The sequence below is a fragment of the Acinetobacter sp. B51(2017) genome (assembly GCF_003711395.1).
Taxonomy (GTDB): Bacteria; Pseudomonadota; Gammaproteobacteria; order Pseudomonadales; family Moraxellaceae; genus Acinetobacter.
In genome coordinates, this window is sequence record NZ_PJRJ01000011.1 from 24,050 (window position 1) to 36,607 (window position 12,558).

The 12,558-nt window shown below is 40.6% G+C and carries 17 protein-coding genes; 3 read left to right on the forward strand and 14 right to left on the reverse strand.

Translation table 11 applies throughout. From position 1 onward, the window contains the following. Window positions 1-119 precede the first annotated feature (119 nt). Window positions 120-1,100 (reverse strand): phenylalanine--tRNA ligase subunit alpha, encoded by a 981-nt coding sequence (gene pheS, locus CYK47_RS07015; RefSeq protein WP_122900217.1) that lies wholly within the window; start codon window positions 1,098-1,100, stop codon window positions 120-122. 153 nt (window positions 1,101-1,253) lie between these two features. On the opposite strand from pheS, the gene CYK47_RS07020 reads away from it, so the two are divergent. Continuing rightward, window positions 1,254-2,255 (forward strand): hypothetical protein, encoded by a 1,002-nt coding sequence (locus tag CYK47_RS07020; protein WP_122900219.1) that lies wholly within the window; start codon window positions 1,254-1,256, stop codon window positions 2,253-2,255. Between the two features lie 60 nt (window positions 2,256-2,315). Here CYK47_RS07020 and CYK47_RS07025 read toward each other — a convergent pair whose 3' ends face one another. The 4 genes from CYK47_RS07025 to rpmI all read right to left on the reverse strand — a co-directional run bounded on the left by CYK47_RS07025 (window position 2,316) and on the right by rpmI (window position 4,028). Then, complete coding sequence (locus tag CYK47_RS07025) at window positions 2,316-2,510, reverse strand: hypothetical protein (protein ID WP_122900221.1); 195 nt, start codon at window positions 2,508-2,510, stop codon at window positions 2,316-2,318. Between the two features lie 226 nt (window positions 2,511-2,736). Then, window positions 2,737-3,300 (reverse strand): hypothetical protein, encoded by a 564-nt coding sequence (locus tag CYK47_RS07030; RefSeq protein ID WP_164709163.1) that lies wholly within the window; start codon window positions 3,298-3,300, stop codon window positions 2,737-2,739. Window positions 3,301-3,462: 162 nt separating this feature from the next. After that, a complete protein-coding gene (gene rplT / locus CYK47_RS07035) occupies window positions 3,463-3,822 on the reverse strand; it encodes a 50S ribosomal protein L20 (protein WP_004647525.1) in 360 nt (119 codons plus the stop codon). Between the two features lie 11 nt (window positions 3,823-3,833). Further along, window positions 3,834-4,028, reverse strand: coding sequence for a 50S ribosomal protein L35 (rpmI, locus tag CYK47_RS07040; RefSeq protein WP_122900225.1), 195 nt, complete (start codon window positions 4,026-4,028; stop codon window positions 3,834-3,836). Between the two features lie 202 nt (window positions 4,029-4,230). Here rpmI and CYK47_RS07045 point away from each other — a divergent pair, with 202 nt between their 5' ends. Next, a complete protein-coding gene (locus CYK47_RS07045; protein ID WP_122900226.1) occupies window positions 4,231-4,956 on the forward strand; it encodes an energy transducer TonB family protein in 726 nt (241 codons plus the stop codon). 5 nt (window positions 4,957-4,961) lie between these two features. Here the strand turns inward: CYK47_RS07045 and CYK47_RS07050 are convergent, their stop codons facing one another. Genes CYK47_RS07050 through CYK47_RS07060 form a run of 3 tightly spaced genes read right to left on the reverse strand, consistent with a single transcriptional unit; the run spans window position 4,962 to window position 6,337 of the window. Beyond that, window positions 4,962-5,384 (reverse strand): YqaA family protein, encoded by a 423-nt coding sequence (locus CYK47_RS07050; protein ID WP_122900228.1) that lies wholly within the window; start codon window positions 5,382-5,384, stop codon window positions 4,962-4,964. 1 nt (window position 5,385) lies between these two features. Beyond that, complete coding sequence (locus CYK47_RS07055; protein WP_122900230.1) at window positions 5,386-5,670, reverse strand: hypothetical protein; 285 nt, start codon at window positions 5,668-5,670, stop codon at window positions 5,386-5,388. Between the two features lie 43 nt (window positions 5,671-5,713). Continuing rightward, window positions 5,714-6,337 (reverse strand): glutathione S-transferase N-terminal domain-containing protein, encoded by a 624-nt coding sequence (locus CYK47_RS07060; protein WP_122900355.1) that lies wholly within the window; start codon window positions 6,335-6,337, stop codon window positions 5,714-5,716. 240 nt (window positions 6,338-6,577) lie between these two features. Between CYK47_RS07060 and CYK47_RS07065 the strand changes: the two genes are divergently transcribed. Further along, window positions 6,578-7,042 carry an Hsp20 family protein gene (locus tag CYK47_RS07065; protein WP_122900232.1) on the forward strand — a complete coding sequence of 155 codons (465 nt, stop codon included), beginning with the start codon at window positions 6,578-6,580 and terminating at the stop codon, window positions 7,040-7,042. 47 nt (window positions 7,043-7,089) lie between these two features. Here the strand turns inward: CYK47_RS07065 and infC are convergent, their stop codons facing one another. The 6 genes from infC to panC form a co-directional block, all read right to left on the reverse strand. Continuing rightward, window positions 7,090-7,638: a translation initiation factor IF-3 gene (gene infC / locus CYK47_RS07070; protein ID WP_122900234.1), complete on the reverse strand. Its 549-nt coding sequence runs from the start codon at window positions 7,636-7,638 to the stop codon at window positions 7,090-7,092. A gap of 5 nt (window positions 7,639-7,643) precedes the next feature. Further along, entirely contained in the window at window positions 7,644-9,566 is a 1,923-nt protein-coding gene (gene thrS / locus CYK47_RS07075; RefSeq protein WP_122900236.1) for a threonine--tRNA ligase, read from the reverse strand. 468 nt (window positions 9,567-10,034) lie between these two features. Further along, complete coding sequence (gene yjgA / locus CYK47_RS07080) at window positions 10,035-10,568, reverse strand: ribosome biogenesis factor YjgA (protein WP_122900238.1); 534 nt, start codon at window positions 10,566-10,568, stop codon at window positions 10,035-10,037. 2 nt (window positions 10,569-10,570) lie between these two features. Continuing rightward, entirely contained in the window at window positions 10,571-10,840 is a 270-nt protein-coding gene (locus tag CYK47_RS07085; protein ID WP_122900240.1) for an HPr family phosphocarrier protein, read from the reverse strand. Further along, window positions 10,837-11,688 carry an RNase adapter RapZ gene (gene rapZ, locus CYK47_RS07090; protein ID WP_122900242.1) on the reverse strand — a complete coding sequence of 284 codons (852 nt, stop codon included), beginning with the start codon at window positions 11,686-11,688 and terminating at the stop codon, window positions 10,837-10,839. Before rapZ ends, CYK47_RS07085 begins: the two co-directional genes overlap by 4 nt. Before the next feature lie 21 nt (window positions 11,689-11,709). Continuing rightward, entirely contained in the window at window positions 11,710-12,555 is an 846-nt protein-coding gene (panC, locus tag CYK47_RS07095) for a pantoate--beta-alanine ligase (protein ID WP_122900244.1), read from the reverse strand. Between the last annotated feature and the right edge of the window lie 3 nt (window positions 12,556-12,558).

Below are 12,558 nucleotides of genomic sequence, written 5' to 3' on the forward strand. Positions count from 1 at the left end.
CGTCTATTTGTTCCGTATAAGTCCCCTTTCTCAAAGGGGACTTTAGGGGGATTATTTAAAATCTAAAAACTAATTTATTTCCCAAACCCCAATTTATATAGGGAGAGGATTAAAAATTCTTAAGCAAACTGACGTAAGAAACGTACGTCGTTTTGGTAGAACATACGTAAGTCATTAATGCCATAACGCAGCATCGCAAAACGTTCTACACCTAAACCAAAGGCAAAGCCTTTGTATTTATCAGGGTCAATACCCGCAGAACGTAATACGTTTGGATGTACCATACCGCAGCCCAATACTTCTAACCATTTGCCACGTTCGTCCATAATATCCACTTCAGCACTTGGCTCTGTGAATGGGAAATAAGATGGGCGGAAACGCACTTTTAAATCTTTTTCAAAGAATTCATTTAAAAGATTCACCAACAAACCTTTCAGTTCAGCAAAGCTAGTATTTTCAGCGACATATAAACCTTCGATTTGATGGAACATTGGTGAATGGGTTTGATCCGAGTCACAACGGTAAACACGACCTGGGCAGACAATACGGATTGGTGGTTGCTGCGTTTCCATAGTACGAATCTGTACGCCCGAAGTATGGGTACGTAGCAAATGATTCACATCAAAATAGAACGTGTCGTGCATGGCGCGTGCAGGGTGATGCCCTGGAATATTTAAGGCTTCAAAGTTGTGATAGTCATCTTCAACTTCAGGGCCAGTTGCCACAGTAAAGCCAGCTTTGGTAAAGAATTGACAGATACGTTCTTGTACTTGGGTCACCGGATGGATACTACCCACACGTTGGCCACGGCCTGGTAAACTAATATCAATTGTTTCACTGGCAAGTTTTGCGGCCAATGCAGCTTGTTGTAGCGCAGTTTGACGTTCAGTTAACGCAGCATTAATCGCTTCACGTACAGCATGAATTTGGGCACCAAACTCTTTACGCTGTTCAGGATCCATTTTGCCTAAAGACTTCGATTGCTCAGCAAGCTGGCTCTTCTTACCAGTAAATTGCACTCGTACTTGATCGAGTGTAGCAAGGTCCTCTGCTGCTGCGATGGCAGCGAGCGCTTCAGTGGTCAGGGCTTCCAGTGACATAGTAACTCTCAAAGCAACATTTAAAATATAATTAAAACCCATCATTCTAACAGTTTTTCAGTATTTTAATGAAGCAAGTCTTTAACGAAAATTTTATTGTCAGTGCCTTTTTACACAGGCTAAGATAAAGCCAAATTTTCTGAGAAGAATAGCATGGCGCTCGACCCCATTTGGCAACAACAACTCACCCTTGTCACTTACGGTAATCAATACCTTACCCAAGACTTCAGTTTTAGCCGTTGGGTGAATCATTCTATTTTCCAGCAACATAGCTTTGCTTTTCGTGATCTGATCTCGCAGCAACTGTTGGCGCAGCATTTTCAAGTTTGGCTTGAAGGCTTAAAAGCCCAAGGTGTAACGCGTTTAAGTTTGCATTGTTCGAGTTTATTGGTGGATGAAGACAATCCCAATCCAAGTGTAGAACTGGTGCCTTATGCGCACTTTATTGTCAGCCATAGCCCCAAACATACACACGCATGGATTTGTGGACGTGAGTTAGCTGCATGGTACACATTAGAGCAAGATTACCAAGCACCTTTGGGGCAGGAAATTCCAATTCGCCTAGAAACGCTATGGCGTTATGAATTGAATCATAAATTGGCGAAACGTGTTATGGCAGACTTACAACAGCCAAATTGGGATGAAATCGAGCAATTTTTACAAACAGAACTCTTCCAAACACCATTTGCACAAGACTTCCCTGTGCCAAAGTTTGATTTACCTTATTATGGTATGGAAGATCCACAAGATAGCAGCGTGTATTTGGCATTAATGCCTACAGATATTCAAGCCGATTATGCCCATCAAAGTTTGCATCGTTTAAATGCTTTAAGCCAATATATTGCACAGCGCCAACAAACTGCCTTGTATGCAGATGGTTCGACGTTTAGTGCAGAGGAACACTTAAAATATCGTCACTTTAGCCAAAAGCTCGATGATTTACAGGGAAAGTTTATTGTTAAAGTCGCCAATCATTATCCGACTGCACGTTTAAGTTATGTGGCACAAGAAAGCACGCCTTTAGATAGCACAATACACACGCCATCTCGGCAGTTAGCTGAAAAAAGCCCGAAAAAAGCCGGTGCGGGTAATGTGATTGCGTTAATTTTTATTACCGCTATGCTGTGTGCAGCGGCTTATTATTTTGGTTTTTAAAGCTCAATTTCAATGCATATAGGTGGCTGCTCTTAAAGAGAATCTCGCCACCTATAACCATTAATTAATTGGTTTTAATGCAATTTTGATTTGATGCTCACTTTGATGAAGATAAATGCTATGCGTCACTGACGCCACTTCACCTTCAATGATATCGTCTTTATTATGCAATTTAAGGTATTCACCTTCACGCGGCAGCACTAAAAACTCCACCTCAAGATCACCTTGTTCTAAACCGGTAATTACAGCACGCATTATTGTTATTCCTATGGTTTTTTATTTACTATAAACTGATTTATAGGTTGATCTAGCACCAATATGTAAAAATGATTCAATGCAACTGATATAAAATTAAAAGCGACATATAAATTACTGTCTAATGACACTTCAAAATTCTCAGATATTGTTAGATAGCAGCTATTGCTATTTGTTACATCTACTCTTTTGGGTGATTGTTTGTGGCTTAGAAATTTTAAAATTTCTATAGATTAACTTCCTTAGGAGCTATCATTGCATCAAAACCATCCACATCACAAAATTCATCTCTATAATCTGTCACCGTTAGGTCGTAATAAAAATTTAATTTTTTACCCATTTCATTGATACATTCAATTTTTATTTCCCGCCTAGCTTGACCTGATTTACATAAGTCACAATCAATCAAGAACTCAAAGCTATTTATTGTGTTTTTTTCAAAAATAAGGATTTGTTTCCCGTTTTGACACCATATACCAGAACCTTTAATAAATACTGTGGTAGTCGTAGCAATCCCTCTAATATTCACAATTTGAAATTTAAATATATAATATTGCTTAGTTACATCATGTTCAGAATAGTATTCTTCATGTTTAACAATATCTTTAAATATCCATATAAAAAATGGATCACTTGCCTTGTTACGCTCTTTTTCAATATTTAATAAGTCCTGCGTATCATTTTTGTGATTTTGAATAGTTACCATCAAACCTAAGAAAGCTAAAGGTGCAAAAACGCCCGCAAAAAAATCTCCCATTTCATTGGGAGGTAAAATATTGCAATAGTCCAACCTCAAATCGTAGCAATCAGAGAAATACCAAATATAAATGATGGCTAGAATAATCCATAAAATAGAAATTATTTTAAAATTTTCAGTTAGAAATTTAATTTTTATAACCCCTAAAGCAAAAAAAAGACCGCTAAAAGCGGTCTTTTTTTAAGTCATAAAGACTTATGCAGCCAATGCATCTTTAGCTTTAGAAGCTAAAGCAGCAAACGCAACTGCGTCATGCATAGCGATGTCAGCAAGTACACGACGGTCGATAATCACTTGAGCTTTTTTCAAGCCAGCGATCATACGGCTGTACGATAAACCATTTTGACGAGCACCAGCATTGATACGCGCAATCCATAAAGCACGGAATTGACGTTTCTTTTGACGGCGGTCACGGTAAGCATATTGACCAGCTTTGATTACCGCTTGGAACGCTACGCGGTAAACGCGTGAACGAGCACCATAGTAACCTTTAGCGCGAGCAAGAATTTTTTTGTGACGGCGATGAGCCTGTACACCACGTTTTACACGAGCCATTTATAATCTCCTTAGATGTACGGGCACATAGCGCGAACTGCAGCAACGTCACTTACGTGAACCATTACACAGCCGCGTAATTGACGAATACGCTTAGCAGATTTTTTGGTCAAAATGTGGCGTTTGAACGCTTGTTTACGCTTAAAACCGTTTGCAGTCGCTTTGAAGCGTTTAGCTGCACCACGGCGAGTTTTCATCTTAGGCATAACAACCTCTTTTGAACACCTGTTCGGCTCGTTTGCACCATTGCAAAACGACCTGCAGGTAAGGGAGCCGATATTCTAAAGCATCTTTGTCTAAAACAAAAGCATCCTTGTTCAATATAAACTGATCTTTTTACTTGCGAGCGCATCGGTTTTTGGAAATACTTGAGCGCATTATTTTTGTTCGCTGATTAAAATATTGGTTATGAAAGCAATTCTCGCTTTAGCACTCTGTAGTTTTCCACTTACCCTTGCCTATAGTGCCGAGGTAAAAACTCAACAACTCAGCCCACAAAAGAGTGCAGCGCTGCCTGCTCACCTCACCACGCGGATTAATTGGAGCCACTTTCCGAAGCCCAACTACCAAAACCAAGATTTAAATGGTCAAGATCGTAGTGCGATTTTGCGTATTTATGCCGATGAAACAGGCCAAGTCACCAAAGCACAAGTTCAAGAAAGTACGGGACTTAAAAAATTAGATGAAGCGTTAATCAAAGCTGTCTATGCCGCCAAAGTTAAACCTGAGCAGCGTCAAGATACTTTGCTGCCTGTCATTGGTTACCAAGTCTTTAATTTAAATTATCAAGAAGATGGTTCTGAAGTTTGCCAATATCAATTTGACTCTAAAGTATGGCAAGCACAGCAAAACGCTAAAAAAGTCACCTTCCGTTATGTCAACCAACCTGTTCTAGCACTCAGCGAAAATGAGTTAAATGCACATCATCGTCGTGTCGCATTTAAGCTGAAGGTCAACAATAAGGGGCAAGTCAAAAAAGTAAAAATCACCCAAGGCTCAGGTGTTTATGCAGTCGATCAAAAGGTTAAAGCTGCTGCACAATCTGCACAAGTTAAAGTAGCACGCAAATATTGGCTGTATAAACCGAATACCTTAAAAGATGAAATTACTTTTAAATTAAATGCTTGCGATTAATAGCCTTACCACGCTAAAAAAGCCAGATAAATAAACAGATAACGTCCGATTTTTGCCACACTGACCAAGAGTAAAAATCGGACGATATTTTCTTTCATTAAGCCGGCAATTAAGGTAATTGGATCACCAATGATCGGTGTCCAACTTAACAAGAGCGACCAATAACCATAACGCTGATAGATCTTTTGTGCTTTAAGCAGTTTTTGATCTGAAACTGGAAACCATTTTTTATTTTTGTATTGCTCAGCTTTGACACCCAACCACCAATTGACACAGCTGCCTAAAATATTACCCATGCTCGCCACCGCAATTAATACAGCGGGCGCATAATCAGTTTGACTGAGTAAACCCAGCAATACCGCTTCCGATTGCAGCGGCAATAAGGTCGCAGCGCCAAAAGCGCTGATCCACAACAGCCATAATGCCAAATTACAAGCCTAAACGCTTTTTAGTTAGACTATATTCAAGGCTTGACCACACACACATTAAAATCAGCACAGCAATACGTGCCCATGTATAGAGCTGCGCAATCGGTTGAATCGCTTCACGTAATACATCCTGATCTTTGGTGGCAAGGCTTTCAGCAATTTTTTGCACATGCACCGCTTCTGCCACAAACAGCAACAAACACAAAGCAATACCAAAAATAATGCTTAAATAGATCCGTGCGTTGTTTTCAATAATACGAGTAAGATTTAAGAAAAACTGCTGCATTGATCAAGACCATCTAAAAGAAATCGCCTGCATGGTAGCAGATTTAGGCGCTGACCTGAATGCTCAAGGCGCGTTGTACTGCCGGCCGCGCGGTTAAGCGTGTGACATAGTCTTCTACATGCGGATAATCCGCTAAATCAATCTGCTGCCATTCATGCCTTAAAATCCAAGGTAAAATCGCCATATCCGCAATCGAATACTCACCTGCTACATATTTTCGTCCAGTCAGCTGTGTATTTAACACTTGATATAGACGTTTGGTTTCCTTGACATAGCGCTCAGTCGCGTAGGCAATTCGTTCCGGTGCAAAACGACCAAAATGATGATTTTGTCCTAGCATGGGGCCAAAACCACCCATTTGCCACATTAACCATTGCTCAACCTCTACGCGCTCAACTTCATCACTTGGATAAAATAAGCCCGTTTTACGGCCTAAATATTGCAAAATTGCGCCCGATTCAAAAATTGAAATCGACTCACCGCGCGGCCCATCCCGATCAACAATGGCAGGGATTTTGTTATTGGGTGAAATCTTTAAAAATTCAGGCTGAAACTGATCATCTTTTAAAATATTGATCGGGAAAATTTGGTAGTCCAAGCCCATTTCTTCTAAGGCAATACTAATTTTATGTCCGTTGGGAGTACCCCAATAATATAAATCAATCATGAACTTTACAGACTCCATGTCTATTTTTCGCTCTCTTTTATAACATGCTTTACTCCATAAAGCCGTGCATAAATTGTGCAAATCCATGCAAAAAATTGCGCATTTTTTACTTGAAAAATTTTAACCCATACCGATATAAAAAATACGCAAACGATCTATGATGATGTTGAGCGTCAGGTTGTGAATTTTGATTACAGCCACTTATTTATATGACTTTGCTAACCTTAGGAGGTTTTATCAATGAGTAACATGACTTTAAGCCCATTATTCCGTCGTGGTATTGGCTTTGACCGTCTAAACGATTTCTTTGACTATGCGATGCAAAGCGACACTCCAAATTATCCACCGTATAACATCGAAAAACGCGGTGATAATGCTTACCGCATTGTGGTAGCAGCGGCTGGTTTTTCCCAAGATGAACTTGCCATTCATTTAGAAAATCAGGTGCTAACCATTAGTGCACAACCACAAAACCAAGCCGATGAACAAGTTGAGTTTTTGCATAAAGGCATTGCACGCCGCGCGTTTAAACTGTCATTACGTTTAGATGAACATATTGAAGTGCAACAAGCTGATTATCAAAATGGACTTTTAGCCATTGATCTGCAACGCATTATTCCTGAAGAAAAACTTCCGCGCCAAATCCCAATTGGTCGTAAACTCGAACAGATTGAGAATGTAACGGCAGAGGTCGTTTCAGAATAAAGCATAAAAAAAGCGCTGCAATTGCAGCGCTTTTTTCTCATGAGTGCTTACTTTTTCTTTTTAGGACCAAGTAGCATACCCATTTGACGACCTTCCATTTTTGGTGCTTGTTCAACAACACCATAGTCAACTACGTCAGCTTCAACTTTTTGTAGTTGTGCTAGACCCAATTGTTGGTGTGCCATTTCACGACCACGGAAGCGTAAAGTGATTTTCACCTTGTTGCCTTCTTCAAGGAACTTGATGATTGCACGTAATTTTACGTTGTAATCACCAACATCAGTACCAGGGCGGAGTTTGATTTCTTTCACCTGTACTTGATGTTGTTTTTTCTTCGCTTCTTTCTGCTTTTGTTTGAGATCAAACAAATGCTTGTTAAAGTCCATGATTTTACAAACAGGTGGCTCAGCATTAGCTACGATCTCAACTAAGTCAAGATCTACAGCTTCTGCAGCACGTACTGCATCAGCTAAGCTTACAATACCTTTTTGCTCACCATTTTCGTCTACAAGACGAACTTCTTTAGCACGAATTTCATCATTCAAAGCAGGACGGTTTGATTTACCACCCTGTTGATTACGGTCAGGCTGTTTAATCGCTTTTACTCCACAATGTACCGGCCGCGTTCGGCAACGGCTACTTTCACTAAGTCAACGAAAGCATCGATTGACATAGTACCCAAATTTTTCCCTGAACGGGTACGTACGTTAACAGTACCTTCCTCAACTTCACGGTCACCTAAAACCAATAAGTAAGGAATACGCTCTAAAGTACGTTCACGAATCTTAAAGCCGATTTTCTCATTTCTCAAGTCTGAAATCGCGCGGATACCACTTTCTTTAAGTTTTGCGACCACTGACTCACATGCTTCAGCTTGTGAATCAGTAATATTCATCACACATGCTTGAATTGGCGCTAACCATGGTGGCATAAAGCCTGCATAGTGTTCAATTAAAATACCAATGAAACGCTCAAAACTACCCAAAATCGCACGGTGTAACATCACTGGCTGGTCACGGTCGTTGTCTTCTGTAACATACGACGCATCAAGACGTTCTGGTAAGTTAAAGTCACATTGAATCGTACCACATTGCCATACACGGCCTAAGCAGTCTTTGAGTGAGAATTCAATCTTCGGACCATAGAACGCGCCTTCACCTGGTTGAAGTTCCCAAGCCAAACCTGCTGCATCTAAAGCATCTGCTAAAGATTTTTCTGCCACGTCCCAAAGTGCTTCTTCACCCACACGTTTTTCAGGACGTGTAGACAACTTCATTTGTACTTCTTCAAAGCCAAAGTCTTTATACACATCAAGGGTTAACTTAATAAAGTCAGCAACTTCTTGACCAATTTGTTCTGTGGTACAGAAGATATGCGCATCATCTTGGGTAAAACCACGTACACGCATAATCCCGTGTAAAGAACCCGATGGTTCGTTACGGTGACAAGAACCAAATTCCGCTAAACGGATTGGCAGGTCACGGTAAGATTTTAAACCTTGGTTGAATACTTGTACGTGACATGGGCAGTTCATTGGTTTCACTGCATAGTTACGGCTTTCTGAATGCGTGGTGAACATGTTGTCTGCATAGTTTGCAGCATGTCCTGATTTTTCCCAAAGCGTGAAATCAACAATTTGTGGCGTTTTAATTTCTAAATAGCCATTTTCTTGCTGAACTTTACGCATGTATTGTTCTAATACTTGGTAAATCGTCCAACCATTTGGATGCCAGAACACCATACCTGGTGCTTCTTCTTGCATATGAAACAAATCAAGCGCTTTACCAATTTTACGGTGATCGCGTTTTTCAGCTTCTTCAATACGTTTTACATAAGCTGCAAGCTGTTTTTTATCAGCCCAAGCTGTACCGTAAATACGCTGTAATTGTTCGTTTTTCGCATCACCACGCCAGTAAGCGCCTGACATTTTAGTCAGTTTAAATGCTTTTAAGAATTTAGTGTTTGGAACATGCGGACCACGGCACATATCCAAGTAGTCTTGATGGTAGTACAAGCCCATTTGCGTTTCTTCAGGCATGTCTTCGATCAAACGTAATTTATAGTCTTCGCCACGCTTGGTGAATTCTGCAATCACTTCGTCACGTGGGGTCATTTTTTTAATAACATCGTAGTCTTGATCGATGAGCTTTTTCATACGCTCTTCAATGGCAGCCATATCTTCTGGAGTAAATGGCTTTTCGCTGAAGATATCGTAATAGAAACCGTCTTCAATGACTGGACCAATGACCATCTTTGCTTCAGGGAACAATTGCTTAACTGCATGACCTACAAGATGCGCGCAAGAGTGACGAATGATGTGTACACCATCTTCATCTTTCGGCGTGATAATTTGTAGCGTTGCATCTTCGGTGATTAAGTCAGATGCATCAACAAGTTGACCGTTTACACGACCTGCAACTGTATTTTTAGCAAGACCAGGACCGATGCTCAGCGCAACGTCCATCACAGATACGGCTTGATCAAATTGTTTTTGATCGCCATTTGGCAAAGTGATAATTGGCATAAAAAATCCTTAAGGAGTGATGCCCCGTACCATAGAGCATGTCACCGCGAGATTATGATCGAGGGAAACCCTCAAAAGATAAAAACGGTGCATAAATAAAAATCGTGTAAAATTTTACACGGCTTCGGGGTTTTAATAAACCGTTAAATTATGCTCAATGTGCAGCAATTGCTGATTTTAGGTCAGATTCAGGCACAGATCTGTAAAGCAATTTTGGCTTTAAACGCCATGATAAGCCCCAAAAAATTACTTTTGCTTCAACTTTACTTTTCTGTCACTTAAATCACACTTATTTAGCCCATGTTAATACAAAGCTTAACCACTGATGGCCATATAAACTTAAAACGAAAATTTAACCTCAAACCGTGGCATTTTACTAAAGCCACACAACATTCAAGCATTGTGTAAATAATTTGGCTTAAATTTATGCTACTCAGCCGATAAAAAAAGCGGCCAAAGCCGCTTTTTTTAGTTGTCTGAAATTAAAACCACTTGCTGAATATAGTTAAACAATTTTAACTTTGAAGCAGCGATTTCTTCCTCAGATGCCTGTTTTGCCATATCACGATGAATACGTAAAATATGCTGACGAATCGGATGATGTTCCGCTGCATTATGCGCTTTCATAAACTCTTTAATCACAGGTTCGCCTTGATTGACCATACGATCAACCCAGCGCTGTAATTGCGCAGTTTTCTTAGCACCTTGTTGCGGGGTTAAATAAGATAAAATCATGCTTTCATCTTCATTACGCAACAATTTACCAATCCGTAAAAATTGACGACGACGTGCTTCACCTGAAGTAATCGCGCGTACATCGAGTAGTGCATCAATCAGGCGTTCTTCCACTGGGAGATTATTGATTTGCTTAATACTAAGCTGTGCAAGCTGCTCACCTAAAGCTGCCATACGTTGTACGGCTTTTTTCTGTTCGGTTTTACTTGCACGTCCTTCCAAAGATTCAAAGTCATCTTCGGTAAAACGGGTTGGTCGACGTGCCACGATTAATCTGCCTCGTAAAATTTTGCTGCAAATAGTGCTTGAATCTCAGATAAAGCTTTTTCTTCATCTGCACCTTCAACCACTAAGCGTAAAGTTGTGCCCTTGCCCGCACCAAGCATCAGCAAAGACATAATATTTTTTGCATCTACTAATTTATCACCTTTGCCAATTTGAATGGACGAACGAAATTTGGTGGTGACTTCAATCAGCTTACCAGATGCACGCGCATGTAAACCTAGTTTATTAATTACGTCAACAGTTGTGTCGATCATGACCAGTGCTTCATTTCTCGGTGGAGGACTTGAATAGACCATTTTGCCTCAAGGGCTTGTCTGAGTCTATCCACGATATATACAGAACGATGCTGACCACCGGTACAACCAATAGAAACGGTCATATAGTGACGATGCCCTTCGGCAAAGGTTGGCAGCCATTTTTCTAAAAAGTGATGAATATCGTTAAACATCTCATGCACTTGATCACTTTGCGCTAAAAAATCCTGAACAGGTTGATCAAGGCCTGAATATTGACGTAGTTCTAAATCCCAATGTGGATTGGGTAAGTGGCGTACATCAAAGACGTAATCGGCATCGAGTGGAATACCGTGTTTATATCCAAAGGATTGTAAAATTAAAATTAAGCGTTCATTTTGCCCAAGTTTAGACAACAACACATGCTTTAAATCATGCACACTTTTATCTGTGGTATCAATACTGACTGTAGCACGCATTTGGATGGGCAACAGTAGATTTTTTTCTTCTTGAATACACAGACTTAAACTTTGAAAACGGTTAGATAATGGATGTGGTCGGCGTGAGGCACTAAAACGGGCAAACAGTTCTTTATCTTGGGTGGTTAAAAAAATCACTTCCACTTCGCCATGTTGTTGTAACAAAGCAAAGACGTCATCAAATTCTTCTAAGTCCGCACGGGTGCTGCGTACATCCACCCCTAATGCCAACAGTTCTAGATTATTTTCATAATCGAGTTTCGCCACAATTTCAGGGAGCAATGCCAAGGGCAAATTATCAATACAGTAGTAGCCCAAATCTTCTAAAACCTGTAAGGCCGATGATTTTCCTGAGCCTGATTGTCCTGTAACGATTAAGATCCGCTTCATGGCAATGCTTCCTGTAAAACGCTAAGCGTTATATTTAACCTGTAAATTATCGATTAAGCGGGTTTCACCTAATTTTGCCGCAACAAATAACACCACGTCTTGATCAAATTGTTCGATTTTGTGAAGTTGTGGGCTACGTGCTTCGACATAATCCACCACAAAACCCGCATCAGTTAAGGTTTGCGCTAAATTTGCTAATACTTGTGCCAAGGCTGTACCCGCCTGTAAGTCAGCTGCGGCTGTTTTCAGGCTTTGGTAAATCGTGGGAGCAAGCGCACGATGTTCTGGGCTTAAATAACCATTACGTGAGCTTAAAGCTAAACCATCTTCAGCACGGGCAATCGGCACGCCAATCACTTCAAGTGGAATATTAAGATCACGTACAAACTGACGAATCACGGCCAATTGTTGGTAATCTTTTTCACCAAAGAAAGCATAAGTCGGCTGTACCATATTAAACAGTTTCGTCACCACAACCGCGACACCATCAAAATGCCCTGGACGTTGCAGGCCACATAAGTCCTCGGTGATACCACTGACAGAAATATTGGTCAAACGTGGCTGAGTGCCATACATTTGTTCAACGGTTGGTGCAAAGACAATATCACAGCCCACTTCAGCCAATAAACGCTGATCTTGCTCTAGCGTACGTGGGTAGCTGTCGAAATCTTCGTCCGGCCCAAATTGAATAGGATTGACAAAGATACTGACCACCACCACATCACATAGTTTTTTTGCTTCACGCACCAGATTTAAATGACCTTCGTGCAGATTCCCCATTGTGGGTACAAAGCCAATCATTTTGCGTGCTGCACGAGCTGGGCTTAAAGATGCGCTTAAGCCTTGAATTGTGGTTTCTGTTTTCATTGT